Source organism: Massilia scottii (assembly GCF_030846495.1).
GTDB lineage: Bacteria > Pseudomonadota > Gammaproteobacteria > Burkholderiales > Burkholderiaceae_D > Telluria_A > Telluria_A violaceinigra.
Window position 1 is genome coordinate 18213 of sequence record NZ_JAVCWM010000011.1, and the last position, 25662, is coordinate 43874.

The 25662-nt window shown below is 62.7% G+C and carries 22 protein-coding genes; 7 read left to right on the top strand and 15 right to left on the bottom strand.

All coding sequences use genetic code 11. The annotated features are described in order from the left end of the window. Window positions 1–83: 83 nt before the first annotated feature. The 4 genes from RBA41_RS16745 to RBA41_RS16760 form a co-directional block, all read right to left on the bottom strand. Window positions 84–2105 (bottom strand): glycoside hydrolase family 9 protein, encoded by a 2022-nt coding sequence (locus RBA41_RS16745; RefSeq protein WP_306625244.1) that lies wholly within the window; start codon window positions 2103–2105, stop codon window positions 84–86. A gap of 708 nt (window positions 2106–2813) precedes the next feature. Continuing rightward, window positions 2814–3269, bottom strand: a complete 456-nt coding sequence (locus tag RBA41_RS16750; RefSeq protein ID WP_099873613.1) for a hypothetical protein — start codon at window positions 3267–3269, stop codon at window positions 2814–2816. Window positions 3270–3463: 194 nt separating this feature from the next. After that, the gene (locus tag RBA41_RS16755) at window positions 3464–4639 is read right to left on the bottom strand and encodes a zinc-dependent alcohol dehydrogenase (protein WP_306625246.1); all 1176 of its coding nucleotides are present in this window, start codon (window positions 4637–4639) and stop codon (window positions 3464–3466) included. Beyond that, window positions 4636–5673 carry an SRPBCC family protein gene (locus RBA41_RS16760; RefSeq protein WP_306625247.1) on the bottom strand — a complete coding sequence of 346 codons (1038 nt, stop codon included), beginning with the start codon at window positions 5671–5673 and terminating at the stop codon, window positions 4636–4638. Before RBA41_RS16760 ends, RBA41_RS16755 begins: the two co-directional genes overlap by 4 nt. Window positions 5674–6333: 660 nt before the next feature. Between RBA41_RS16760 and RBA41_RS16765 the strand changes: the two genes are divergently transcribed. From RBA41_RS16765 to prsR, 5 genes are all read left to right on the top strand, one after another. Then, window positions 6334–7626 (top strand): nucleotide sugar dehydrogenase, encoded by a 1293-nt coding sequence (locus RBA41_RS16765; protein ID WP_306625249.1) that lies wholly within the window; start codon window positions 6334–6336, stop codon window positions 7624–7626. Between the two features lie 42 nt (window positions 7627–7668). Then, entirely contained in the window at window positions 7669–8730 is a 1062-nt protein-coding gene (locus RBA41_RS16770; protein ID WP_374709562.1) for an SDR family oxidoreductase, read from the top strand. A 68-nt stretch (window positions 8731–8798) separates the two neighbouring features. Next, on the top strand, window positions 8799–10205 hold the full coding sequence (locus tag RBA41_RS16775) for a TIGR03013 family XrtA/PEP-CTERM system glycosyltransferase (RefSeq protein ID WP_306625252.1): 1407 nt from the start codon (window positions 8799–8801) through the stop codon (window positions 10203–10205). A gap of 82 nt (window positions 10206–10287) precedes the next feature. Continuing rightward, window positions 10288–12363, top strand: a complete 2076-nt coding sequence (gene prsK, locus RBA41_RS16780; protein ID WP_306625253.1) for an XrtA/PEP-CTERM system histidine kinase PrsK — start codon at window positions 10288–10290, stop codon at window positions 12361–12363. Between the two features lie 31 nt (window positions 12364–12394). Next, window positions 12395–13750, top strand: a complete 1356-nt coding sequence (gene prsR / locus RBA41_RS16785) for a PEP-CTERM-box response regulator transcription factor (RefSeq protein ID WP_306625254.1) — start codon at window positions 12395–12397, stop codon at window positions 13748–13750. A 168-nt stretch (window positions 13751–13918) separates the two neighbouring features. Here prsR and RBA41_RS16790 read toward each other — a convergent pair whose 3' ends face one another. Then, a complete protein-coding gene (locus RBA41_RS16790; RefSeq protein ID WP_306625255.1) occupies window positions 13919–14347 on the bottom strand; it encodes a hypothetical protein in 429 nt (142 codons plus the stop codon). Between the two features lie 562 nt (window positions 14348–14909). Between RBA41_RS16790 and RBA41_RS16795 the strand changes: the two genes are divergently transcribed. Both RBA41_RS16795 and RBA41_RS16800 read left to right on the top strand, forming a co-directional pair. Further along, window positions 14910–15488, top strand: a complete 579-nt coding sequence (locus tag RBA41_RS16795) for a hypothetical protein (protein WP_306625257.1) — start codon at window positions 14910–14912, stop codon at window positions 15486–15488. An 18-nt stretch (window positions 15489–15506) separates the two neighbouring features. Continuing rightward, a complete protein-coding gene (locus RBA41_RS16800) occupies window positions 15507–17447 on the top strand; it encodes a KfrB domain-containing protein (RefSeq protein ID WP_306625258.1) in 1941 nt (646 codons plus the stop codon). Between the two features lie 119 nt (window positions 17448–17566). On the opposite strand, the gene RBA41_RS16805 is transcribed toward RBA41_RS16800, so the two are convergent. The 10 genes from RBA41_RS16805 to RBA41_RS16850 all read right to left on the bottom strand — a co-directional run bounded on the left by RBA41_RS16805 (window position 17567) and on the right by RBA41_RS16850 (window position 25606). Beyond that, complete coding sequence (locus RBA41_RS16805) at window positions 17567–17875, bottom strand: hypothetical protein (protein WP_306625259.1); 309 nt, start codon at window positions 17873–17875, stop codon at window positions 17567–17569. Further along, window positions 17872–18252, bottom strand: coding sequence for a hypothetical protein (locus tag RBA41_RS16810; RefSeq protein ID WP_306625260.1), 381 nt, complete (start codon window positions 18250–18252; stop codon window positions 17872–17874). Before RBA41_RS16810 ends, RBA41_RS16805 begins: the two co-directional genes overlap by 4 nt. Before the next feature lie 105 nt (window positions 18253–18357). After that, the gene (locus RBA41_RS16815; RefSeq protein WP_306625262.1) at window positions 18358–19053 is read right to left on the bottom strand and encodes a tetratricopeptide repeat protein; all 696 of its coding nucleotides are present in this window, start codon (window positions 19051–19053) and stop codon (window positions 18358–18360) included. 163 nt (window positions 19054–19216) lie between these two features. Next, complete coding sequence (locus tag RBA41_RS16820) at window positions 19217–20428, bottom strand: VanZ family protein (protein ID WP_306625263.1); 1212 nt, start codon at window positions 20426–20428, stop codon at window positions 19217–19219. A gap of 54 nt (window positions 20429–20482) precedes the next feature. After that, on the bottom strand, window positions 20483–21109 hold the full coding sequence (locus RBA41_RS16825) for a tetratricopeptide repeat protein (protein ID WP_306625265.1): 627 nt from the start codon (window positions 21107–21109) through the stop codon (window positions 20483–20485). 41 nt (window positions 21110–21150) lie between these two features. Beyond that, entirely contained in the window at window positions 21151–22008 is an 858-nt protein-coding gene (locus RBA41_RS16830; RefSeq protein WP_306625266.1) for a hydrolase 1, exosortase A system-associated, read from the bottom strand. Continuing rightward, window positions 21995–22870 (bottom strand): hydrolase 2, exosortase A system-associated, encoded by an 876-nt coding sequence (locus RBA41_RS16835; RefSeq protein ID WP_306625268.1) that lies wholly within the window; start codon window positions 22868–22870, stop codon window positions 21995–21997. Before RBA41_RS16835 ends, RBA41_RS16830 begins: the two co-directional genes overlap by 14 nt. After that, on the bottom strand, window positions 22870–23115 hold the full coding sequence (locus RBA41_RS16840) for an acyl carrier protein (protein ID WP_099873596.1): 246 nt from the start codon (window positions 23113–23115) through the stop codon (window positions 22870–22872). Before RBA41_RS16840 ends, RBA41_RS16835 begins: the two co-directional genes overlap by 1 nt. A gap of 119 nt (window positions 23116–23234) precedes the next feature. Then, on the bottom strand, window positions 23235–24281 hold the full coding sequence (locus RBA41_RS16845) for a polysaccharide deacetylase family protein (RefSeq protein WP_306625269.1): 1047 nt from the start codon (window positions 24279–24281) through the stop codon (window positions 23235–23237). After that, complete coding sequence (locus tag RBA41_RS16850; RefSeq protein WP_306625270.1) at window positions 24278–25606, bottom strand: putative O-glycosylation ligase, exosortase A system-associated; 1329 nt, start codon at window positions 25604–25606, stop codon at window positions 24278–24280. Before RBA41_RS16850 ends, RBA41_RS16845 begins: the two co-directional genes overlap by 4 nt. Between the last annotated feature and the right edge of the window lie 56 nt (window positions 25607–25662).

A 25662-nucleotide genomic window follows, 5' to 3' on the forward strand; every position in this document is an offset into this window, starting at 1 on the left:
AAGCGCGTTGCCGACGAGGCGTGTGCGCCGGCAGCACCATAGCGTCAGGGAAAACCAGGCAAACCAGCCGGGGCCAAGTCTGGCTACGACACGAAACGTGACAGCAAGCGGATATACGCGCTCTGGTAGCCGTTCGAGTTTTCCGTCACCGACCACGAGTTCAACGGCCACGAATCGTTAAAGTCGAGATAGGACTTCTGCGGCGGCTGCCCGAACGGCGGCGCGGGAACCGCCGTGCCGCAGCCCGGATGCAGGCCGGGACAGCCGTTTTCCCAGTTGTAGCTCGGATTCGGGCCGCCCACCAGAAACCCCGGCGGCGGGCCGAAGGTCGAGTCCTTGACGCTATCCCACTTGGCGGAACCATGCGCGAACCAGGTGTGATAGAACTGGTCGACCGAATTCCCGGCGCCGAGCGTGCCCATGTTCGACAGATAGACCTTGCCGAGCGGATTGACCCCGTGCAGGTAGTGTATATAGTGCGACGCGGCGTTCATATTGGCCGCGGCCGGGCGCGTGCCCAGGCCGTACTGGGCCAGCGCGGCAAACATCGTGCCCTCGTGCGACTTGATGGCGTTGCTGCCCCAGGTGTACACCTGCAGATGGGCCAGGTAGGGGTCGGTCTTGCCGCTCATCGCGGTCCAGTGGTCGGTGCCGTTCATGCCGGTGGCGTAGGCCGTGCGGATGGCGGAGGCAGTGGCCGGCGTTGCCGTGGACAGGCTGGCGTAATGCAGCAGCGCTTGCTGGAGTGCACCTTCAAACGGCGAGGCATAGTTGTACCACACGAACAAATGCGTGTTCAGGTACTGTGCGTTGACAAAGTTGTTGTAGACGGCTTTACCGGTCAGTTGATACAGATAGACGGCGGCGGCCAGCTTGTGGCCAAGGCGCCCGTAATCGTCGGTTTCTTGCTGGCCAGCACCCAGACCTTGGGAGTTATATTCGGCGTCATTATTCTTGAACAACACGTTGGGATTGGCGACAGCCCAGTTCCACGCGCGCTCGGCGCGCGTCTTCAGCCCCGCACCGTAACTGGACAGGCCGGCACGCGCGCCGAACACTTTGGCGCCCAGCGCAAAGGCGCCGGCCGCGGCCAGCGTGGCGGAGGTATTGGGCGGCCCGTAGAGCGTTCGGCCGGTGGCCGCCGACGGCGGGCTGGCGTGGGCCAGGCCGGCGATCGATAGCATCGCCCCGCTCGCTTCCTGCATCTTGATCAGCCAATCCATGCCCCATTTGATTTCGTCGAGCAGATCCGGGTGCTGGTTCCCCGATTCGGGGATGTTGTAATCCTTGCCCCAGATGCCGGGGTTGTCGGCAAATGCGTGCAACAGGTCGATCAGGTAGCTGGCGTGCCAGCGCGTGTACTTGTTGTAGTCGCCGGCGTCGTACCAGCCACCCGAGACGTCGCGCTCGGTCGACGAATCGCCGGGAGCGCTGAACAGGCGCGCCTGCTTGTCCTGCAAGGGCCCCAGGTGCGAGGCGGCGTCGGCCCAGCCCGCGCCGGCCAGGGCCGCGGTCTTGGCGATGCCGGCGCGCTGGTAATAGAAGTAGCGCACCGCGGCGCGCAGCACCGGTTTGTAGACGTCGGCCGCGATCCTGAAGGCTGGCGATGTCACGTTGCCCTGGGTATCGCGGATGAAATACTGGCCGGGAGCGGTCACCGTGCTGAAATCGACGTGCCAGGCCTGGTCGCCCGACGTGGCATCGGTCGCGCCGCCGTTCCAGGCGACCGGCGCGCCACTGAACACCACCACGTTGGTCACGGCGTTGACCACCTCGTACACGGCGCCGGGCGCAAAGCTGTCGGCCGCGTCGAACCCGGTCTGCGGATTGCGCACCACCGCGATCTTGTCGTGTGCCGGCAGGTAGCCGAACTGGTCCACGACGATGGCCGGTCCCAGCGTCATGGTCGATGCCGGCGAGGACTTCGACAGGGCTCTTGACCCGGCCTGCGAACCGGAGGCTGGCGCTGGCGCTGGCGGCGCCGCGGCGGACGCTGGCGAGGAAGCCGGCGAGGAACCGCCGCACCCGATCAGGCCCATGGGGATCAGGGCGCCCGTCGCCAGCAGGAATTTGCGTCGTTTGTTTGTCGTATTACCGGTGTTCATCGTGTCTCCTTAATGGTTTTCCTGGGACCGCGACAGCGCGCGATCCTCGCATTCAGATGAAGAAGCTCGGCAGACGGACAGGCAAACGCGCGCGGCATTCGCCACACTGTCTCCTGTGGGGATTCGTTGTTCTCGGCCCTGTCCCGGACGCGCGACTTTTGTATTTATGGAAATATTTTGGCTGGCGTTTTTGGCGCCGTCAATGCGGATAGGGATTGTTGCCGAAGTTTAGCGGGGAGCACTAAACAGCCTGCTGGCGCGCGCGGGACTGGTGGGAGCAATGCGTTGCCACCACGTCGGCCGTCGTACGGCGACGCCGGCGGTGTCCGATCCGGACGCTAGCGACGCGACAGCTGGGCGCGATCGTCGCGCCATGCGGCGGCCCGGCTACGCCGGATGCCGAAAACCATTGAGGGCACGATGCGATCCCGTTCACCGCCACCAGCATCAGGGGCTGCGTCGCGACAATCGTATTGCGCGAAGATCGCATTCCACGCAGCCCAATGCTGGTGAACGATGTGGCCGACATGCAGCAATGGACGAACCTACTGGAATAGCACCAAGCGCTTCACCGGTTTGCTGAGTGCTGCGGTAACCGCTGTGCTGATTGCTACTGCAACTGCCGTACTGATTGGCGCTGCAACTGCTGTGCTGATTGGTGCTGCAACCGCCGTGCCGCTCGCTGCGGTTGCCGCCCCGCTGCTGTGCTTACTGCGTGATGTGCATGTCGAAACGGGCGCCATTGGAAAACACGCAGGTGCCGGAACCCATTTCAGCGCGGGTCATGACGTAATCGCAGCGCGTGTAGCCGCCGCGGTTGCCGGAGGCGTTGGCCACGCCTTTGGTCGCGCCCGGATCGCGCGTCGCTTCGCCGGAAAATGCCTCGCCACCGACAGCGAACGAGAATTCGCCATGGCCGCGTTCAGGATTGCTGATCGTGCCGGAAATGCGGCCAAGGCGCGATGCCTCGTCGTTGGCGGGATACAGGCGCGCCGTATAGACCGGGCGCACGGCCGGCACCGGCACGATGGCCACGCCGCCGCCGTTGTTGTTATGGTAGTTGCCGTTGCCGCGCGGCGGATATTGATCGATCGGAACGACGTAGCATGCCGACAGCAGGCTCGATACCGCTACCAATGCCAGAATATGTTTTGCCTTGACCATGTTACCAATCTCCTGAGTAAGAACGCACTGCAACCCGTCCCTGCAGCGTCATCCAGTCTGGCTGACGCACTGCAAATTCGGTTGGGTCGCAGTATAGGTACCCAGGTTTCAAAAAAGTAAACGCCTCCTCGGGTAGCGATATTCGATACCGGCCGTGTACAAACATGACACCGCCACCCGCTCGGGCGTGCCCGTCAGTGACCCGGATGCATGACGACCTTGATGCAGCGGTCCTGCTTGTGCTTGAACATGTCGTAAGCCTGCGGCGCTTCGTCCAGATCGAGGTGATGCGTGATGATGCAGGCCGGATCAAGCTCGCCGTTGACCACGCGCTCGAGCAAGGGTTGCATGTAGCGCTGCACATGGCACTGCCCGGTGCGGATGGTCAGGGCGCGGTTCATCACCGCCCCGAACGGGATCTTGTCGCTGAAGCCCCCGTACACGCCCGGCACCGACACCACCCCGGCATTGCGGCAACTGAGCAGCGCCTCGCGCAAGGCCGTGGGCCGGTCCGATTCGAGCCGCATCGCCTGCTTGACCCGGTCGTACACATAGCCGACGCCGGTGCCATGCGCTTCCATGCCCACGGCATCGATGCAGGCATCCGGGCCACGCCCGCCGGTCATGCCGCGCAGGGCGTCGACGATATCGACCTCGTCGAAATTGAGCGTTTCGGCATGCGAGACCGTACGCGCCATGTCGAGCCGGTCCGGATAATGGTCGATCGCGATGACGCGCTCGGCCCCCAGCAGGTAAGCGCTCTGGATCGCAAATTGCCCGACCGGCCCGCAGCCCCACACGGCCACCACCGCGCCGGGGACGATGTCGCAGGCTTCGGCCGCCATGTAACCGGTGGGCAGGACGTCGGACAGGAACAGCACCTTGTCGTCAGGCAGTTCCTTGGGCACGACCAGCGGACCCACGTCGGCAAAGGGCACGCGCGCGTACTCGGCCTGCCCGCCGGCGTAACCGCCCGTCAGGTGCGAGTAGCCGAAGATGCCGGCCGTCGTGTGGCCCCACATTTTTTCGGCCAGCCAGGCGTTCGGATTGGAGTTCTCGCACACCGAGAACAGTTTCTGTTCGCAGAAAAAGCACTGGCCGCAGGCGATCGGAAACGGCACCACCACGCGGTCGCCCACCTTGAGGCGCTTGACACTGGAGCCGATCTCGACAATCTCGCCCATGAATTCGTGACCGAGGATGTCGCCCTGCATCATGCCCGGCACCACGCCGTTGTACAGGTGCAGGTCGGAGCCGCAGATGGCGGTGGACGTGATCCGGACGATCGCGTCGCCCGGATTGAGGATGCCCGGGTCGGGCACCTGTTCGACGCGCACATCGCGCACGCCGTGCCAGCAGGTCGCTTTCATTGGTCGGCTCCTTTGCGAAACAGGGTGGAGACGAGGCTGCGCGCGCCGGCCGGCTGGCCGCGCGTGGTAGGGATTTCGCCAGTCTCGATCAGTTGCTTGAAGCGGCGCAGGTCGTCGCGCACCTGGATCATGGGTTCCTCGCCGAACAGCCTGGCCACCGCGGCACCGGCGCGCCCGGCCGGCGGGTGGTAGCTCATCTGCACCTGCAGCACCGTGGCGCGGCCCCCGTTGGCGGGGATGAAACGCACGCTGCCGGCGTTGTCGACATCGGCCCCGGGCACCGAACGCCAGCGCAGCAACTGGTCCGGCTGGTCGTCGGTGATGTCGGCGTCCCACGCGATCTTGCGCCCGGCCGGCCCCCTGGCGCACCAGTGCGAACGCCGCTCGTCGATGACGGTGACCGATTCGAGGTGCCGCATGAACTCCGGCAGGCGCGCGAGGTCGCGCCAGAAGCGGTAGCACTGCGCAGGGGGACGGTTGATGCTGACCGCGTGCTGCACCCGCTGCCCGCCCTGCGGCCCTTTCAGCGTCCCATGGGACGGCGTGATGCGCGGCGGATTGCCGGCGCGCAGGTCCAGCGCGCCGACCGAGGCCAGCGCCAGCGCCGTCGACGCCAGCCGGCGCCGGTTGGCATAAGGGTGGATCGCGGCGAGGCCGACAATGCCCAGGTCCATGGCGTCGCCCACCACGCGCGACCAGCGCCATAGCTGGTCGTGGGGCCGGTTCAGCAGGCCCACGCCGCTGACCAGTTCGCGCATGCCCACCACGCGCATCACACGCGGCCAGTCGGGCATGCCGGCCGCGCGCGCCATGAAGCGCGGCGCCAGCAGGCCGGCCAGCCCGAGGCCGATGCTGAGCCACCCCAGTGCGATGCCGAGCCGCGCTTCGCGCGCGGCGCGCGGCGGGCCGGTCAGGCGCGCCAGCTCCCCGCCAGCGGCGGCGGCCTGGTCGTCGTCCACGCCGGGCGCGGCGCCCGGATATTGCCAAGAGCCGGGACGCGCCTGGCGCCGGCTGGTGTCGCTGCTCGTTTCCATGACGTCTCCTGTGCGGGATGGCCGGCGCCGCTGGTGGCGACGCTCGATGGGCATGAAAATTAGGCCGCGGCGGGCGCCAGATGTTCCCGAATGGGAGTCACGTTCAAGTTCTCGGCAACGCACTTTGCGAACGCGCAAACTAACGCTGAATAGGCAGCCGTACATGCGAAGAAAATCGTCAGGGCAAAAACGCAACAGTTACTAATAATACTTTTTTAGGCCGATGGCACCTCATTACAATAGGGATTCAGGCCCGTCTTATGCGGCCTTTTCCGGAACGCGCTGCGGCCTCGGTCGCAGCCTCCGGACGCGTCCGGGCGCGCCGCTTCCGCGAATGACCAGCCCTGTCATGGACAGATAAAAATAACAACACAAATTTCTTATATAGTTAGTTAAGTTGTAACGAACTTTGCTATTTCGCAAGGAAAGAGTGTATATTCCTAAACATATGGTTCCGATCATTATTTTTGGTCGGCGACTTGTGCCGCGTGCAATTTTGGCCAGCCCCGCAGTCGCTCCATATGGCATCAGACGGCGCCCGGGATCGGCCGCCGCGGCAGGCAGGCGAGGCAAACCGGCTGACCGATGTTTTCAAGGAAATTTTGCCCGCGTAATTCAGTTGCTATAATAACAAAATACGTTTTAAACAGGGAATCCGAGATGGAAGCAGCAGCAAAAGTAGTGGCCGTCGTTGGCCTGGGTTATGTCGGCCTGCCATTGGCTGTCGAATTCGGCAAGAAGCGCACGACGATCGGTTTCGATCTGTCGACCAGCAAGATCGACAGCTATCGGCGCTTCATCGACCCTACGGGCGAGCTGAACAGTGAACAGTTGCGCGCCGCGCAGCACCTGACCGTCAGCGCCGACCCTGCCGCCATCGCCGGCGCCGATTACATCGTGGTGGCGGTGCCGACCCCGGTCGATATTGCCCACAATCCCGACTTCACGCCGCTCGCCGGCGCCACCAAGACGGTCGGCCTGCACATGAAGAAGGGCGCGATCGTCATTTTCGAGTCCACCGTGTACCCGGGCGCGACCGAGGAAGTGTGCATTCCCATTCTCGAACAGCATTCGGGCCTGAAGTGGAAGCAAGACTTCCACGTCGGCTTTTCCCCTGAGCGCATCAATCCGGGCGACAAGGAACATACCCTGACCACCATCCTCAAGGTGGTCTCGGGCGACGACGACGCCACCCTCGATGAAGTGGCCAGGCTGTACGAATCGATCATCACGGCCGGCGTGTACCGGGCGTCGTCGGTCAAGGTGGCGGAAGCGGCGAAGGTTATCGAGAACACCCAGCGCGACTTGAATATCGCGCTGATGAACGAACTTGCCATCATTTTCGATAAAATCGGCATCGATACGCTCGACGTACTGAAGGCGGCCGGCACCAAATGGAACTTCCTGCCGTTCCGCCCGGGCCTGGTCGGCGGGCATTGCATCGGGGTCGATCCGTATTACCTGACGCACAAGGCCGAAATGATCGGCTACCACCCGCAGGTGATCCTGGCGGGGCGCCGCATCAACGATGGCATGGCCAAGTTCGTCGCTGAAAAGACGGTCAAGTCGATGATCGCGGCCGGCTTCAACGTCAAGGGCGCCAAGGTCAACGTGATCGGCCTGACGTTCAAGGAAAACTGCCCGGACCTGCGCAATTCCAAGGTGGCCGATATCATCGCCGAACTGCAAACCTACGGCGTGCAGGTGCACGTGCACGATCCGGTGGCCGATGCCGCCGAAGCCATGCACGAGTACGGCGTGGAACTGGAAAGCTGGGAACGCCTGCCGCAGGCCGACGCCATCATCGCGGCGGTCTCGCACCAGGCGTTGCTGGCGCGTCCGCTGTCCGACCTCCAGGCCAAACTGAACAAGGGTGGCTGCTTCATGGATGTCAAATCGCTGTTCGACCAGGACGCCTTGCGCGCCGCCGGTTTTTCCGTCTGGCGCCTGTAGGGGCGCCTGGGGAGCGCCCGGTGGCGCTTCCTTGTATGCAGCATGAATAAGAAACTGGAGTCTGCCGTGGGTAAATTTATCGAGGTTCAACAGCACTTGCGCGCGCACCGCAGCCACTGGCTGGTTACGGGCGCGGCCGGTTTCATCGGGTCGAACCTGGTCGAAGCGCTGCTGCGGCTGGGCCAGAAGGTTACCGGCCTCGACAACTTCGCCACGGGCCACCAGCACAACCTGGACCAGGTGCGCGAACTGGTCGGCAGCGCGGCCTGGAGCAACTTCACCTTCATCCGCGGCGACATCCGCGTGCCCGCCGATTGCGCCAGGGCCGTGGCCGGCGCCGACTATGTGCTGCACGAAGCGGCGCTCGGCTCGGTGTCGCGCTCGATGGAAGACCCGATCACCACCAACGATACCAACGTCACCGGTTTCCTGAACATGCTGGTGGCCGCGCGCGACGCCAGGGTCAAGCGCTTCGTGTACGCCGCTTCCAGCTCGACCTACGGCGACCATCCGGCCCTGCCCAAGGTCGAGGACGAGATCGGCAGCCCGCTGTCGCCCTACGCCATCACCAAGTATGTCAACGAACTGTACGCCGAAGTGTTCGGGCGCTGCTACGGCACCCAGACCATCGGCCTGCGCTACTTCAATGTGTTCGGCCCGCGCCAGGACCCGGATGGCGCCTACGCCGCCGTGATCCCGCAATGGATTGCCGCGCTGATCAAGAACAAGCCGCTGTTCATCAATGGCGACGGCGAAACCAGCCGCGACTTCTGCTACATCGACAATGTGGTGCAGGCCAATCTGCTGGCCGCCCTGGCCGACGACCTTGACGCGAGCAACCAGGTCTACAACGTCGCGCTCAACGAGCGCACCAGCCTGAACCAGCTGCACGCGATGATGTGCGAATTGCTGGCAGAACAGTTTCCGCACGTGCGCGACCATCAGCCGCAGTACGCGCCTTTCCGCGCCGGCGATGTGCGCCACTCGCAGGCCGATATTTCCAAAGCGATCAAGCTGCTCGGTTTTGCCCCCACCCACCGGATCGGCGAGGGCATGCGGCAAGCCATGGCATGGTACATCCGGAATTTAACTTATAACAACTAAAAGCGCTGCGGCAGGGCGCCATCCGCGCCCGCCATGCATCGCCACTTTTCCTGTCCAGGGGTGGAAAAATGCTTCGGATTTCTAATCACTATGTATCGCGCGTCGTCTTCGTGCTGCTGTTTGTCGAGGTGCTGATCCTGATCGGTTCGGCGTACGCGGGCGCGGCGCTGCGCGTCTACGAAGACGGCAAGACCACGCTGCCGCCGGGCCTGGACAATTTCCTGGTGTCGGCGATCGCCTACGCCATCGCCATCGTGTTCAGCATGAGTGCGCTCGGCATGTACCAGCTCAACCTGACCGAAGGCTTGCGCAATCCCTTCTTCCAGAAGCTGCTGCCCTCGTTCGCGATGGGCTTTTGCATCCTGACACTGCTGTTCTACGTGGCGCCGAACCTGTATTTCGGGCGCGGCATCATGCTGCTGGTATTCATGATCGGGGCCGGCGGCATCTTTGTGGCGCGCACGATTTTCCTCAAGACATCCGAAGCGCGCAAGTTCGAGTCGCGCATCCTGTTCGTCGGCGGCGGCGCCCTGGCCAACGAATGCCGCGAACTGGCCAACCGCGACCAGGTCTACCACCGCTACGAAATCGCCGGCTTCATCGCCATGCCGTCCGAAGAATCGCGCGTGCCGGCCTCGGCCCTGCTGGAAGTGCGCGGCGGCGAATCGCTGCTGACCCTGGCGCGGCGCCATGATGTCGAGGAAATCGTGGTGTCGGTGGAAAACCGCCGCGGCGGCGCCTTTCCGATCAAGGAATTGCTTGAGTGCAAGCTGTACGGCGTGAAAGTGATCGACGCCGCCACCTTTTTCGAGCGCGAAACGAGCCAGATCCGGGTCGATTCGCTGCAGCCGAGCTGGCTGGTCTTCGGCGGCGGTTTCGACCAGAGCTTCATCCGCATTTTCGTCAAGCGCACGTTCGACCTGGTGGTCAGCGGCACCTTGCTGGTGGTCTCCCTGCCGGTGATGTTCCTGACCGCGCTGGCGATTTTCATCGAAGACCGCGCCCCGATTTTTTACCAGCAGGAACGGGTCGGCACGAATGGCGAAACCTTCAAGGTGCTCAAGTTCCGCAGCATGTACAACGATGCCGAAAAGGGCGGCAAGCCGCAGTGGGCGGCCCAGAACGATCCGCGCGTCACCCGCGTGGGCAACTTCATCCGCAAATGCCGTATCGACGAGTTGCCGCAGATCCTCAACGTGTTCAAGGGCGAGATGAGCTTCGTCGGTCCGCGCCCCGAGCGGCCGTACTTCGTCGAGCAGCTGACCGAGCAGGTTCCTTACTACAACGTACGCCACAGCATCAAGCCCGGCATCACCGGCTGGGCCCAGGTGCGCTACGGTTATGGCGCATCTGTCGATGACGCGGTGCAAAAGCTCCAGTATGATCTGTATTATGTGAAAAACAACAGCCTGTTCCTCGACCTGCTGATCCTGATCGATACCCTCAAGGTCGTCATGGGCAGTCACGGGCGTTGACCGCGGCCTGCACCTTGCGGCGGGCGGCTGCGCCGGCCTCGTCCGGCAATTCGATCCACACCGGAAAGACGACGGGACCGGAATGCTGAGCAACATCGCTACCTTTAGCTATTCCATTGCCGCGCTCGCGTTTACGCTGCTCGGCGCCGTGCTGGTCACGCGCTGGCGCAGCCGCCAGCATGCGTCGGTGCTGGCCTGCGCCTGCGCCCTGACGGTGCTGTGGGGCGCTGCGCTGGCGGCCCAGGCCTGGGGCGCCCTGCCCCAGAACTGGGCCGGCGAACTGCTGGAAGTGGCGCGCAACGGCGCCTGGACCGTGGTGCTGCTGTCGCTGCTGGGCCACTTCGAGGGCACCAGCTGGCGCCAGCTGCGCCGTACCCCGGCCCTGCCGGCGGTCGCGGCACTGTACGTGCTGGTGCTGGGCGACAAGGTCTTGTCCGAGTTCTTTCCCGCCGTGCTGGGCCAGCAGAGCGGCATCCTGGGCGTGATGGCGCGCATTGGCATGGCCGTGCTCGGCATGCTGCTCGTCGAACAGTTGTACCGCAACAAGCCGGTGCAGGAACGCTGGGCCATCAAGTTCGCCTGCCTCGGCATCGGCGGCATCTTCGTCTACGATTTTTATCTTTACAGTAACGCTCTACTGATGCGCCAGGTCAATCCCGAGATCTGGTCCGCGCGCGGCGTGGTCAATGCCCTGACCGCGCCCCTGATCGCGGTGTCGGTGGCGCGCAGCGCCTCGTGGTCGACCCATATCGCCGTCTCGCGCCGCCTGCTGTTCCATTCGGCCGCCCTGTTCGGCTCGGCCGCCTACCTGCTGGCCATGGGCGCGGCCGGTTATTACTTGCGCTACTTCGGCGGCCAGTGGGGCTCGCTGATGCAGATGGCCTTCCTGTTCGGGGCGCTGGTGCTGCTGGCCGGCATTTTGTTCTCGGGCACCTTCCGCTCCTGGCTGAAAGTGTTCATCAGCAAGCATTTCTACAGCTACAACTACGACTACCGCGAAGAATGGCTGCGCTTTACCCGCACCCTGTCCGAAGCCGGTCCCAACCTGGGCGAGCGCACCCTGCAAGCGGTGGGCGAGCTGGTGGAAAGTTCCGGCGGCATGCTGTGGATCCGGCGCGAAGCGGGCCAGTGCGAACCGGTGGCCAGCTGGCATTTGCCCGACAGCGCGCCGTCCGAGCCGGACGACTCGGCCTTTTGCCGCTTTCTGGAATCGCGCCAGTGGGTGGTCGACCTGCAGGAATTTACCAAGGATCCCGACAAGTACGAGGGCCTGGTGCTGCCCGAGTGGCTGGGTAAATTTCCGCGCGGCTGGCTGGTGGTGCCGCTGATGCTGCAGGGCCGCCTGTTCGGCTTCATGCTGCTGTTGCAGCCGCGCAGCGCCATCACCCTGAACTGGGAAGTAATCGACCTGCTCAAGATTGCCGGCAGCCAGGCCGCCAGCTACCTGGCCCAGCACGAAGCGGCCAGCGCCCTGATGCTGGCGCGCCAGTTCGAGTCCTTCAACCGCATGTCGACCTTTGTCGTGCACGACCTGAAGAACCTGGTGTCGCAGCTGGGCTTGCTCATACCCAATGCCGAAAAGCACAAGGACAACCCGGAGTTCCAGCGCGACATGCTCGAAACGGTCACCTTGTCGGTGCAAAAGATGCGCCTGATGCTGCAAAAGCTCAGCCGCAGCGCTTCGCAGGAGCGCCCTGCTCCGCTGTCCATCGAAAAACTGCTGGTCCAGGCGGTGGCCAGCAAGGCCGCCTTCGAGCCGCGGCCGCTGCTCACGATCGCCGAGCCGCGCCTGCGCGTGGTGGCCGACTGGGAGCGGCTGGAGCGGGTAGTCGGTCACCTGATCCAGAACGCGATCGAAGCCACGCCCAAGGAAGGCCAGGTGGCAATCACGCTCAGCCGCGCGAACGATTCGGTTATCATCGAGATCCGCGACACCGGCGAAGGCATGAGCGAAGAATTCATCCGCGAGCGCCTGTACAAGCCGTTTGAATCGACCAAATCGGCGGGCATGGGCATCGGCGCCTTCGAGAGCCGCGAATACATCCATGAGCTCGGCGGCAGCCTGACAGTCAGCAGCACGCCGCCTGAAGGCACCACATTCAGAATCACCCTGCCGCTATGCCAGCAGGACACTCAAACTGTCGACAAAGCCGCATGACGGCCAGAGGATCGCTGTGACCCAAAACAAAATGAAGATGCTCATCATCGAAGACGACCCCGGCCTGCAAAAGCAGTTGCGCTGGTGCTTCGATGCCTACGAGGTGGTGGTGGCGGGCGACCGCGACGCCGCGCTGGCGCAGGTGCGGCGCCACGAGCCGGCGGTGGTGACGATGGACCTGGGCTTGCCGCCCGATCCGGACGGCGCCACCGAAGGCCTGGCCACCCTGCGCCAGATCCTGGCGCTGGCGCCGGATACCAAGGTCATCGTCCTGACCGGGAACCAGAACCATGCGCACGCGGTCGAAGCGATTGGCCTGGGCGCGTACGACTTCCACCAGAAGCCGTTCGACCCCGAAATGCTGGGGCTGGTGGTGCAGCGCGCCTTCTATCTGCACGCGCTGCAGCAGGAAAACCGCCGCATGCGCCAGTCGCAGGCCGATTCGCCGCTGAGCGGCGTGATCAGCCGCGACGCCGGCATGCAGCGCGTGTGCCGCAATATCGAAAAAGTGGCGCCCACGTCGGCGTCGGTGATGGTGCTGGGCGAAAGCGGTACCGGCAAGGAAGTGCTGGCGCGCGCACTGCACCAGTTGAGTCCGCGCGCCAACCAGCGCTTCATGGCGATCAATTGCGCGGCGATTCCCGAGAATCTGCTCGAGAGCGAGCTGTTCGGCTACGAAAAAGGCGCGTTTACGGGCGCGGTCAAGCAGACCAAGGGCAAGGTCGAACTGGCGCACGGCGGCACCTTCTTCCTCGACGAGGTGGGCGATCTGCCGATGTCGCTGCAAGCGAAATTGCTGCGCTTTTTGCAGGAGCGCGTGATCGAGCGCGTCGGCGGGCATGAAGAAATCGCCGTCGATGTGCGCATCGTGTGCGCGACGCACCAGAATCTCAAGGCACTGTCGGCCAGCGGGCGTTTTCGCGAGGATTTGTACTACCGCCTGTCGGAAATCGTGGTCACCATTCCGCCGCTGCGCGACCGGGTCGGCGACGCGGCGCTGCTGGCGCACCACTTCAAGAACAAGTTCTGCGCGCAGGAATCGCGGCCGACCTTGCATTTCAGCCAGGAAGCCATCGGCGTGATCGAAAGCTACCCGTGGCCGGGCAATGTGCGCGAGATGGAAAACTGCATCAAGCGCGCCATCATCATGGCCGACGGGCCGCAGATTACGGCGGACGATCTGGGATTGTCGGCCTCGGCCGAACCGGAGCAGCCGATCAACCTGCGCCAGGTGCGCGACGAAGCCGAGTATGCGGCCATCGTCAAGGCGCTGGCGCGGGTCGATGGCAACATCGTGCGCGCCGCGGAGTTGCTGGGGATCAGCCGGCCGACCTTGTACGATTTGATGAGCCGGCACGCGATCAAATCGGCGGCGGCGGGCGCGTAAGGGGGCTCACCCAGGCAGTTCTTTTCCAAACGGCTAGCATGCGGCACCCGATCGTTACGGCCGCGGTGAGCTTGCCGATCTGGCCGCACGTCGCTTTCATGGCGTGATGATGAGTTATTCGAACGTACCCGGTTTGCTGGTCATGCCGAACGCCGGCGCAATCGTTGCTTAACGCACGTCGGCGGACCTGGCATTGTGGCGCTTGCGCCTCGCCAATGCCATGGCACCACTGACCAGAAAGTACACCGCCACTACCACGGCAATGTAGCCGACCGGGTCGCGCGCATCCTCCACGAGCAAGATGGCGGCGCCAAGCGCACAGAGGGTTCCCGAGACGATATCGAAAATGGGATGCTCACTAAACAAGCTCAGCATGTCAGAGACCAGCCTTGCCGCGAGCAAGCAGAGAAATACCGTTGAAAATGTCATGTATGCGGATACCCGTGTGTTGAAGAACGGCAGATCCGATCTTGGCGCGTTCCCGTTGACGACCACTGAAGGCCAGCGGTATGGCCGTAGGAATTGTCTCAGAAAACCTGGTCGCCGATAACTTTTCTCCAGCCCGGACAGCATGGCTTGCGCAACGTCCGAGCCCAAGTCCAAGTTCCATGAACAGGTTGTGGGCGCGATTGCGCCTCCAGGCGATGAATAAGGACGTCGAACAAGCATCCGCAACACCACAAATATTGCATTATCAAAACAACCAACATAGTATAATATTAATAATTGAGCTGACTTTGCGGGAACGTTTATTGGCCTGTCTTCGGCTGGCCGGGCTCCGCGCCGAACTTAATTCATCAGCAAGCAAAAGAATAAATCAACCCAGCGGGGACCGCATGTTCGAGCGCATCGATCACGCGCATCAGCGATATCCTGAACCATACCCGTGCCGGCTCTGCCGCCGAACTTGAATCGACGCTCAACAATTACCCGAAAATCGACCACCACAACCTCCGACAGCGCGGGCTAAAGCATGTGATTCCAATTGAAACTCTCAGGCATGACAGAAAAAACAGTCCGCCATGCTGGTTAACGGTATACATAAGCGGATGGATCGTGACAGACTCGGTTTAGCCAGCACGATGAGCGCGCATTAACCGGTTGAAAAAACCAAGCAACAAGGTAAATTGCAAAAACCACAACCAGGAGCACTTGACGCATGAAAAAATATTTGGCATCGGCGCTATTCAAATCGACGTGGGCGGCAATAACGCTATTGTCGGCTCTCGCATTACCTCCAGCAACGGCAGCCACGCCAGAAGAGCCCCAGGTTGCGAATGACATCGCAGCTGTGCGCGGACAGCTGGCAAAAGCCATTATTTATATAGGCCCGGAAAACTGGGCGTTCAGCACCGCGAAAAATGAAAGTCAGCTACCTTCGATTTCCTGTGAATATATTTTAACGGATGCTGACTCTCTGTCCACCTTAATGGATATCCTTGAGCGCGGGAAATTTGCGAACCACCCGCCCCCTTATCGGATGAATGTACGGATGGGCATTTATCTCCACCGAACCGATGGGGCAGTTAAGAAAATACTTCTGAACAATCCAGGACTCAATGCCGGCATGCGGGGCCGGTACGACGAGCACACGGGGGTAATGTCGAGTCCCGCCTTTGCCGACGAATTGCGCGCTTTTGCTGCAACTCGTCAGCAAACAAAACCCAACTATTATTGCGACAGCGACAAACTGGATCCAGAAAAAGCTGCGTCCATGATCATCCCTCAACCGAAATAAAAGCTGGAGCAAGATAACATGGCAGTCACCGCGTCCAGTTTTAATATAGTCAATCCTACGCCTGAAAAGGTGGCAAAACTAGAGAGCGCCCTTACTTACCTTCAGTCAAATGGAAGTCAGATGGCAATTGGCCTTTTGGAAACATCCGCTGCAAGCGGGGTCAAAGTGATATTTTCAGACCCCCGCGTTAACCAGCACTCCGGGTACGGCAGCGCGGCTCATGCCATCGTGTGGAACCCGGAGGAAGGCGTCATGATCAGTGATGATGCCGGCAATATCAAAGGCGTGCAATCGTCAGCAAACGTATTCGTACATGAGGCGGCGCACTCAATTGACGCGGGAGGAATAGCCCGGACGAGAATTCTGCACGATACCTATTTCAATTTATATGAGATGTCGGCCACCATCATGAGCGATACGGTCGCCAAAGACTTGGGGGAAGTGGTGCGGAACAACTATTCCGGCGTTGATATAAAAGTGAAAAACGTCACGTCCCATACGACTGACGACAAGCTCTGGGTTCAGATTGGCGCTAACGGACAACCGGAAACTGGACCACGATTCACGCCCACGGATGTTGCGCCGCGTTTCGGATCGGAGCATGCCTACAAGGACGTACAGCCAGGCAGGTTACCTGCCGAGGTACCAGTGGCGCCCAGTCCGCCTCCCGTCGTTCAGCCGAACCAGCCCCAACCCAGTACCGGGGCACTCGAGAGCGACTGGTGTCCGATGCCTGCGGACACTTCCGGCGGCGGTACGGCTGTGCCGCCCCCGGCACCAAGTGGACCAGCCGCGTTTGGCAGGCAAATTCAGGCAGCCGGTCTGGAGCTGACCGAGCCGCCCGTCATGGATGGCACCCTGCAGCGCGTGGCGGTCGCCAGTGGCATGCCGGGCAACCGCGATGGCGCGTATACCGGGCATCTGGATGGCCATGCTCACGGACAAATCACCAATTTCGCCAGCGGCGTCAAACTGGACTGGAGCATGGACGGGATAGCGCTGTCGGACAAGCAGCAAGGCCAGCTGGCGGTGGATACACAAAATGCACGGCAGCAGCGTGGCGCCGAGCTTTCCGAGCAATACAATAACGTTGCCGCAAGGACGACGGAGAAACTCGATCGGCTGCCCGATGCCCCGCCGGCGCAAGGCAATGCGTATCTGGCGGGCAAGCAGATCGATGCCCACGGCGTCAAATTCGATGGCGACAAGCTAATCATTCCGCTGCGCGACATCGATGGCAAGGTCTGGTCGGCGCAGACGATCGGCCCCGGGGACGATGGCGGCGCGACGTTTGAAAAAGGCGGCCGCAGGGTTGGCAACATGCACATCATCGGCGACATCAAGCCGGGTAACGATGTGCTCGTGGCCGAAGGATACGCAAGCGGCGCCTCGCTGCACCAAGCCACCGGAAAACCGGTCGTGGTGGCCTTCGATGCGCGCAACATGGATGCCGTGGTCGACTCGGTAAAGTCACGCCATCCGACCGTTCCTTTGCACATCATGGCGGACAATATCGGTGTCGAAAAGGCCACTGCGGCGGCAGAGAAGCACCAGGTCGGCATTGCATTCCCGGAGTTCAAGACGGCGGGCACGATGGCCGACTTCAACGAACTGCATATACGCGAAGGCTTGCCGGCGGTAAAGGAGCAAGTCGACAAGGCGGTGGCCCGGTCGGTCGATCACAGCCTGGAACAGGCAACTACGGCAGCCCGTGCGCAACGCGGCGACAGCGCCGAAGTGAGGGCTGCCGCGGCCGACAGCAAGCACACGGGACCGGTGACGGCCATGACCAGTTATCACGCGGTCCAGGCGGTGGGCGAGAAAGCCTTCATCGCGCACGAGTTGCGCGATTTGCCGAGCATCCCGGTCCAGGACAAACCGATCCTGATTGCGTATCACGACGGCCGCGCACAGATGAGCGACATGGCGCCCGAGAGAGCAGCCGGCCAACAGCGTTAAAGAGGGTCTAAACCGCCAGGCGCGTACTGCCACCACGCGCCTGGCGTTGCAGAGCTTGCGAACGGGACGGTTCGACCCCGCCAATGCGGGTCAAATGTCACTCAAAGCCAGGCCGGATACTACTCATAGATGTAAGGATCGAAGTCGAAAGACGATTCCGCTTCGGCGAGGGCCAGGATGGCTTCAGTGCTGAAATTGAGTACTGGACGCAAACGCTCCCCATCCGCGTAGAGTAAAAGACAGACTTGCGGCGAAAATGCTTTCAGTAGCGAAAGCGAAGCAAGACCCAGTGCCGCCCTTGCGCCATGCAACGCATCCACGATCAATGCAGAAAAATCCACATCATCATAGGTATCGAGCACGCGTTTGAAAAAGACCTTCTCTTCAATGCCATCGTCGCCGACCACCTGAATCGTCAATCTGATCATGTCGCCTCGCTCACGGACGCGCTAAGTGAAAGGAAACCGACATCCGGGAAATCCGCAGACCGATATGTTGCCGTGATTTTTCCATTGGAGCGAAAGAAAACTGCCGCACGCCACACCCCGCCAGCCTCGCTGACGGAAAACTCGGAAATATATTGATCGCGTGCGCCGCTCTCCACATCGAAGGCGAGCTCGCCAATCTCGCGCAGGATGATCGATGCTGGCGTCAGACCAGGATAATCCGGCAAGCCGCGCAAATTTGCATGGATATCGGCGATCCTGAACTCAAGCGTACCGGCCGCGATATCCCAGACGATCGCCTGTAGGCATGCGTCGTGCAGGTCGCCCAGACGGGCCAGTGTGGTCTTTAATGTGTCCATGGCGCCGACGAAAAGTAGGGAACGGCGGAATTGACGTGCAACATGGCATGGATGGGGCGCGGTCGCTTGATAAAGTGGAGACCGGCCCGTGGACACAGGCGCAAATCAGGCAGGCGTGGAACTGCGCTCTTCGAATTTGTGAATGTACTGCTGTCCGATGTACGAACCCATTTGCACGGCATCGCGCATGATTTCCATGCCTTTGACCGGGTCTTTTTCCACGCCCAAACCGTCGTAGAAAGCCGCGCCGATATAGAAGACCGCATCAGGATGGTTTTGCTCGCCAGCCTTCATGAACCACGCCAGCGATTCGCCAAGATTCTGCGCCAGCCCTTCGCCATTCAGATACAGCACACCCATTTCGTACTGGGCCTGCGCCAGACCGGTCTCGGCCGCTTTGGAAATCCATTCCACCGCCTTCGCCATGTCGGCCTGGCAACCGTAGCCCTTCATATAGTACAAGCCCAGGTCGAATTGGGCCCATGCATTGCCAGCCTCTGCGGCGGTTTGCATGATGGTAAAGGACAGTTCCGGGTTGGCGACGCAGCCCCAGCCTTTGTTGTAATACAGGGCCAATCCGTACAAACCATCCGGATTTTGCTGCTCGGCGGCGCGCTCCATCCATGGAAAGGCTGCATCAGGATCATCGAAAGACTGATGCAAGGTTCTCGCATATTCCACCTGAGCCTCTGCGTCACCGCTCTCGGCCGCCAGCCTTAACGGTTCGAGGGCCGCGTCGCGCCCGGCGAGCTGGAGATCATCGCTAACATACTGCTGTTCTGTTTCTTCATTATTCGGCATGCAGTTACTCCTTGAAAACCATGAGCGAAATATACTCGGACAGCTATGTTGCTGACCGTCGCTATATTATAGGAAGATTAATAGCTTGTTTGTCATTATTTTCCCGTGCGCGACTGGCGGCCACATATCGCAGCCAATCGCAGCCGGAACTTTGTGAAACCGATTAATATGCTCCGCGTGCAGCCGTCTTTTTTCCAGCCACTTCCACCAAAAAATCCGGCCCCGCGAACGTCCACGGGATCACCCATCCGGCACAGGCCAGCAGCACCTGCGTGATATCGCCGAAGCGCCCCGGCAATTCTTGCTGCGACCACTCCAGCCAGAATACCACCGCGGCAATGAGCACCGCGCCGATCACCACCACCGGCTGGCGGTGGCCGATCGGCGTCGCCAGGCGCGCCAGATACGCCATCGCAAAAAACGGCCAGAAGATGTCGAGGATATTCTGCAGCCCCGACAGCGATTGCATCTGCCCCACCAGCGGAATCCAGTTAAAACCATACACCATCCCGTCCGGCCCCGGTGCCAGTTCGCTGATGACGAAACCGGTGCCGATCAGCACGATGCCCATCCACGCGGCACGCCGCATCCGGCTGGCCAGCAGCAAAAACATCCACGCGGCAAATGCGCCGGCGACCGCTTCGAGCGACAGCTGGCGCCCTTCGATGATGATCTTGAGCAGGAGCACGCACGCAACCAGAGAACCGAACAGCAGCAAGGCCGGCTTGTCTTCGCGCGTGAGCGTGCGCGCCACCATGCCCAGGCCAGCAAGGTAACAGGCGTAGGTGAGCATCTGCGCCATCTGCATCGCCTGCGGCTGCTGCAGCGAGCGGTACAGCAGCGCCAGCCCGTGGCGCAGCTGCCCCATGTCGAGGGTCGGCACCAGCGGACTGGTTTGCGACAAGGCCCACAGCGCCAGCGCCGCCAGCCCCAGGTTGGGCAAGGTGCCGCGCCGCAGCCAGTGCGCGCGCAATGCCACCAGGCGCGGCCCGGCCAGGGTTTCGCCGTGCAGCAGGGAAGCGAGCACGCCGCCGGCCATGCTGCCGGCAATATTCAATACCAGGTCGATGCGCGAGGCGTCCCGGCTCGGCAGGAACTGCTGGATCGCTTCCATCGCCAGGCTCAGCACGCCACCGGCCACGGCCGCCGTCACCAGCGCCACGCCAAAGCGCGTGCTGCGCATCAGCCAGGCCACCATGAACAGGCCGAACGGCATGTAGGCGAGCACGTTCTGGACCAGGTCGGCCTTTTCCACGCGCACGTGGCCGGCAAACAGGAAGCTGAACAGGGGCGCGCCCGGCTCGCGCCAGCCGGCGAACGGATACAGGCTGCCGTAGACGATCAGGACGACAAAGAGCAGGACCAGGCGGCGCATCGGGTGCGCCTCAGCCCTGGCTGCGACGGGAGCGGCGCTGCGGCGGCAGGCCCGTCATCGCACCGGCTCGTCCCACTTGCCCGCTGCGACCAGCTTGTTCTTGAGCCCCGGCAAAGGAAAGCCCAGTTCATAGGCCTTCTTGGCGTGCAGCCTGGCCTTGTCGTAATCTTTTTTCCTGAGGTAAGCCAGCCCGGCGTTGTAATTGATGGTCGGGTTTTCCGGCTGCAGTTCCACCGCGGTGGTAAACATATTCACCGCTTCGTTGGTTTTGCCGAGCGAGAGCAGATAACTGCCGTAGGTGGCGCGCACGGCGGCGTCATCCGGCGCGAAGCGGATCGCGCGGTTGAAATAGCATTCCACCGGCCACTTGGTCGCGGGCACTTTCACCTGCTTGTCGCGCAAGCTGACCATGGCCAGGGTGGCCAGGGCGCGCGCATGATTGGGAATCGCGCGCAGGGTGTAGTCGAGGTCGCCGCCGAGATAGCTGGTGTTGCCCTTGATGCCGGCTTCGACTTCGGGCGTGAAGTGGGCGCCCTCGACGATTTCGAGGTTGACCTGGCCGCGCTTGCGGTAGTCGAGCGGGCCGTAGTGATTTTTCAGCTCGCCGCAATAGTTCAGCGCCTGGGCGCCGGTCGAGGTCAGCAGCACGGTGCCGGCTAACAGGTAAGGCAATAGTTTCATCGATATCCTTTTCTCTGCCATGAAGACGGCCGGGCGCGCGCTTACCACGAGCGCAGCCAGTCGCCGGTCCAGTTCACCACCTGGTCTTTCCACACGCGCCGCGAAAACGTGTGGTCCGCTTCAGGCAAGGTCCGGCGCGACACCTGCGGCGCAGCCAGCAAGCCTTGCCACTGCTCGGATGCGGCGGCGGTGTCGAGAAACTCCTGCGCGGTCAGGTCGGCGCCGCTGATGATCAACAGGACCTTGCCGCGAAAGCGCGCCAGCCCGGCCTGCATGCGCTCGGGCAGCGATGCCGGCCCGCCAGCGGAAGCGCCGGAAGCGCCGCCCCTGCCCTTGCCGAACGCGGCACCGGCGATGCGCACGAACGAGCCGGCCGCGGCAGCCACATTGAATTGGCCGCGCAGGATCTTTTTCCACAGTTCCGGGTCAAACAATCGGGCGCGGTAATAATGCTTGATGGTGGCCTTGGCATGGCCGCCGCTGGTGCGCACCCATGGGTTGAGCAGCACCAGCCCGGTCACGCGGGCATCGTCGGCGGCGTAGAAAATCGCGGCCGAGGCGCCGTCGCACAAGCCCCAGATGACCACTTCCTCAACGCCGGGCAAGGCCTTGAACAGGTTGTCGACGGCGGCGCGCAGGTCCTCGCCGACCGCCTCGAAGTCGCGCATGGCGCCGTGGCTGTCGCCCATGCCGCGGTAGTCGAAGCGCAGCGAGGCGATGCCCTGCGCCGCCAGAGCGCGCGCGAGCGTGGTGAACTGGCGGTGGCTGCCGACCCGGTATTGCGGGCCGCCGACCACGATCAGCACCGCGCGCCTGGCTATCTGCGCGGGCACGCTGACGATGCCGAACAGCGCATCGCCGCCGCAGTTAAAACTGAGCACCTCTTCACGATAGTCCATGCGGCGCTCCCTGAAACAGGGCCGACGTGGCCGCCAGCAGTGCGGGCGACTCGGCGATTTCCTGGGTCGACCAGAATGGCGGGCAGGTAACTTGCTGCAAGTGCAGGTCGACGCCGGCCTCGCGCCAGGCGTCGGCCAGGCGCACCACGGCCGGCGTGAGCGGCCGCTCGGGCGCGGCCGAGGTCTCGATCCAGTGCACCGGGCAACCCAGGGGCGCGAGCTTGGCCGCGTCCCGGCTGTCGATGGCGGCAGCCAGCGCCGGGGCGATGTCGTAGCCTGCCACTTCGAGCATCTCGCCGCCGAGCAGCGCGGCGCGCAGGGCGGCCGTGCCGGTGCTTTTATCGGGCTTTTTGGCATCGGCGCCATCGGCCAGCATGGCGTTGGCGGTGAGCAGGCGCAAAAACTGGGTCAGGAAGGTGGCGCCGTTTTGCACCGGTTGCCACAGCACCAGTTGCGCGAGCGGGTGGCGCGTGTTCTCGTGCGCATAGTCCAGCGCCAGCAAGGCGCCCAGGCGCAGTCCCCACAGGGTCAGCGGGGCGGACAGGCGGGCCGCGAGCCAGTCGCAGCCGGCGGCCAGGTCGTCTTTCCAGATCTCCCAGCGGGCCTCGGCAAATTCGCCGCTGCTGTCGCCGCAGCCGTACAGGTCGAGCTGCAGCACGCCGTAGCCTTGCGCCGCCAGCGCGCGCGCCTGCAGGGCGGCCATGCGGCGCGCCTTGTTCATTTCGTCGCCGAAAGGATGCACGTACAGGACCGCGCCGTGGCAGCGCGGCCCGGCGGGCGGATGGAACAGGCAGAAACGTTGTCCCAAGTCCGTCTGGAGAAAGAAGGGCTCGGCGCCGGGCGGCTTGGGATGGACAGTCATCAGGCCAGTTTTTGCTTCACGAACGCATTCAGGCTGCCCAGCGTTTCAAAGGTACTGGCGCTGATTTCATCGTCGTCGATGGTGATGCCGAAATGCTCTTCCAGCGCGGCCATGAGGTTCACCACCGCCATCGAGTCGAGCTCGGGGATGCTGCCCAGCAGGGCGGATTGCTCGTTCAGTTCCTTGCCGGCATCGCCCAGGCTGAGCACGTCGGTGAGGATGGTTTTGATGTCTTCGAGATACATGGAAATCCTAGATAAATGAATGCTGATCGCGTCGCTTGCGCCAATGGCGGGAAAGGTCGCGACATGTTACACGGCGGCCGGACAAACAGTCCAGAGCGCCATCGGCGTGCGCGCGCCCCTTACACCGTGTCGCCATTGCGCCGCAAATTTTGCATCATGCGCAGCATGAAACGGAACTGGCCGCGGTCCCACGGCGTGAATCTGGGCAACTGGAACAGGTCGCCGCCCGGCCGCGCCGCGCCCCACGAGGTCGACACCGCCGCGTCGAAGCCCAACTCCTTCACGATGGCCACATGCTCGGCCAGGTAATCCTGTCCCGGCTTGCCGTTCGGGTAAGCGAACAGCCGCACCGGCGCGCCGATGATCGCTTCCAGCGCGGCCTTGCCGTCGGCAATCTCCTTGCGCGCGCCGGCCGCCTCCATGCGCGCGACAATCGGATGGTTGACCGTATGCGCGCCGATCTCCATGCCGGCCCGGTGCAGCACGCGCACCTGTTCGGACGTCATCATCAGGTCGTCCGGCAGCGCCACCGGCACCAGCGCGCACAGCGCCGCCACCTGGCGCAGGCGCTCGTCGAGCGGCAGGTACTTGAGCGCGTTGAGCAGGGTCGAAATCGCCGCCTGCCGGCTGGCCACCGACTCGAGCACGAACTCGCCCTGCCCGGCCGGTCGCAGATCGATGCGCTCCGGCGCGCGGCGGATCAGCTCGATCACCGTGTCGTTCCACATGCGCCCGCCGTTCAGGAAGCCGCTGGCGATGAAAAACGTCGCGTGCACGCCATGCCGCTGCAGGATCGGCAAGGCGATCCCGGCATTGTCGGCGTAGCCATCGTCGAAGGTGATGCAGGCCGCGCGCGGCGGCAGCTTGCCGGCCTTCAAGCCGCGCACGCCATCGGCCAGCGAGATGATATTGAAGCACTGTTTCAGCTGGGTCAGCTGCGCATCGAAGCGGCGCGCGTCGACCTCGTCCGGAAAAATCGCATCCTGCTGCGGCAGCACGCGGTGAAAGATCAGGATCGACAGGCGCTGGCGCGCGCTGCCCAGGAACCCCAGGTGGCGCATGGCGTGGCTGGCCATGCCGGCCCAGGCCGGTCCGGCAGGCGCGGGGTCGACGCGATCGGTGCGCTGGTGCGGCATGGAATGCTCTTTCGTGGTGAACAGGGTCATGGCGCGGCCGCACTGTGCGCCTGGGCGTGGGCCTCGGTCTGCGCGGCCCGGGCGGCGTCGCGCGCGGCCACCCTGGCGGCAGCCGCCTCGGCCGCCAGCGTTTTCTCGATAATGTAGCCGGTACTCACCACCGCCGCCATCAGATAGTAGGGCACGTCGTAATACAGCAGGCTGAGGAAGGCGCCGCCCACCCCGAAGCCGAGCAGGCTGACCTGGATCATGCGGGCAAGGTCGCCGGCCCATTTGAAGTCCTCCCTTTTCGCCGATATGCGCACGATCCAGGACGCCTTGCGCCAGGTCAGGAAAGCCAGCAACAGATAGATGCCGAGCCCGATAAAGCCATGCTCGCCCAGCGCCTGGAAATAAATACTGTGGGCGGCGTGCACATCTTCCGGCACCGGCGCGTACAGCTCGAAAGCGGTGCGGTTATAAATCTCGAAGCCGCCGCCGAGCGGACGGTCCTTGGCCATGTTGTATGCCATATACCAGGCATTGATGCGTCCCATGGCCGAACTGTCTTCCTTGTAGGTATTAATGGTCTCCATGCGCGTGGACCATTTTTCGGGCATGAAGGCGATGGCGAACGGCACCATCAGCACCATCAAGCCGCCCAGCAACACTTTCTTGGGGCTTTTCAGCCACAGGAAAAACAGCATCGCGGCAATACCCACCAGCGCCCCGCGCGAGTAGGAACCGAGCGCGGCAAACGAACACAGCATGATCGAGGCCGCCATGCCCCAGCGGATCCACTTCTTTTCCGCCGACATATACAGGTAGAACATGATCGGAATGATGGTGATGAAGGCCAGCGCGACTTCGTTATTGCCCTCGATGTAGCTGCCCTGCGGCCCCCACACGATGCTGCCGCCGCCCGTCATCACGGTAAAGATGCCGCCCTTCACCCCGTAATAGCCGAGCGAACCGACCAAAACCCAGATCAGCAGCTGTACCTGTTTCTGGGTCTTGATGAGCATGATGGTGGCAAAGGTCATCAGCATGATCTTCGAGACGCGGTTGAGCATCACCACCGATTCGGCCGGCCACATCGAGAAAATCGTCGTGATGCCCATCCAGGCACTGAACGCCATCAGGGTGCACACGATCGGCGTCATGGGCAGCTTCTTGGGATCGCGCGTGACCAGCAAGCCGATCAGGGTCACGCCGGCGATGATCGCGGCGAACGGAAAGGAATAGGCAAAGCCCCAGCTGAGCCGGTGCGGGTTCATCACGCTGATCCATACCCACATCAGCACGCCGATATACGGGCGCTTCAGGATAAACGGTAGCGAGCCGAAAACAACCAGCGTAATGACTAGGTCTCTCATGGACGATCTGGTTAAGTTAGGCTAATCGGCCGTGGCGGATTCGCTTAAGTAATATG

Coding starts and splice junctions, on each gene's coding strand:
- RBA41_RS16745 (WP_306625244.1), bottom strand. CDS start 2,105: ATGAACACCGGTAATACGACAAACAAACGACGCAAATTCCTGCTGGCG.
- RBA41_RS16750 (WP_099873613.1), bottom strand. CDS start 3,269: ATGGTCAAGGCAAAACATATTCTGGCATTGGTAGCGGTATCGAGCCTG.
- RBA41_RS16755 (WP_306625246.1), bottom strand. CDS start 4,639: ATGAAAGCGACCTGCTGGCACGGCGTGCGCGATGTGCGCGTCGAACAG.
- RBA41_RS16760 (WP_306625247.1), bottom strand. CDS start 5,673: ATGGAAACGAGCAGCGACACCAGCCGGCGCCAGGCGCGTCCCGGCTCT.
- RBA41_RS16765 (WP_306625249.1), top strand. CDS start 6,334: ATGGAAGCAGCAGCAAAAGTAGTGGCCGTCGTTGGCCTGGGTTATGTC.
- RBA41_RS16770 (WP_374709562.1), top strand. CDS start 7,669: ATGAATAAGAAACTGGAGTCTGCCGTGGGTAAATTTATCGAGGTTCAA.
- RBA41_RS16775 (WP_306625252.1), top strand. CDS start 8,799: ATGCTTCGGATTTCTAATCACTATGTATCGCGCGTCGTCTTCGTGCTG.
- prsK (WP_306625253.1), top strand. CDS start 10,288: ATGCTGAGCAACATCGCTACCTTTAGCTATTCCATTGCCGCGCTCGCG.
- prsR (WP_306625254.1), top strand. CDS start 12,395: ATGAAGATGCTCATCATCGAAGACGACCCCGGCCTGCAAAAGCAGTTG.
- RBA41_RS16795 (WP_306625257.1), top strand. CDS start 14,910: ATGAAAAAATATTTGGCATCGGCGCTATTCAAATCGACGTGGGCGGCA.
- RBA41_RS16800 (WP_306625258.1), top strand. CDS start 15,507: ATGGCAGTCACCGCGTCCAGTTTTAATATAGTCAATCCTACGCCTGAA.
- RBA41_RS16805 (WP_306625259.1), bottom strand. CDS start 17,875: ATGATCAGATTGACGATTCAGGTGGTCGGCGACGATGGCATTGAAGAG.
- RBA41_RS16810 (WP_306625260.1), bottom strand. CDS start 18,252: ATGGACACATTAAAGACCACACTGGCCCGTCTGGGCGACCTGCACGAC.
- RBA41_RS16815 (WP_306625262.1), bottom strand. CDS start 19,053: ATGCCGAATAATGAAGAAACAGAACAGCAGTATGTTAGCGATGATCTC.
- RBA41_RS16820 (WP_306625263.1), bottom strand. CDS start 20,428: ATGCGCCGCCTGGTCCTGCTCTTTGTCGTCCTGATCGTCTACGGCAGC.
- RBA41_RS16825 (WP_306625265.1), bottom strand. CDS start 21,109: ATGAAACTATTGCCTTACCTGTTAGCCGGCACCGTGCTGCTGACCTCG.
- RBA41_RS16830 (WP_306625266.1), bottom strand. CDS start 22,008: ATGGACTATCGTGAAGAGGTGCTCAGTTTTAACTGCGGCGGCGATGCG.
- RBA41_RS16835 (WP_306625268.1), bottom strand. CDS start 22,870: ATGACTGTCCATCCCAAGCCGCCCGGCGCCGAGCCCTTCTTTCTCCAG.
- RBA41_RS16840 (WP_099873596.1), bottom strand. CDS start 23,115: ATGTATCTCGAAGACATCAAAACCATCCTCACCGACGTGCTCAGCCTG.
- RBA41_RS16845 (WP_306625269.1), bottom strand. CDS start 24,281: ATGACCCTGTTCACCACGAAAGAGCATTCCATGCCGCACCAGCGCACC.
- RBA41_RS16850 (WP_306625270.1), bottom strand. CDS start 25,606: ATGAGAGACCTAGTCATTACGCTGGTTGTTTTCGGCTCGCTACCGTTT.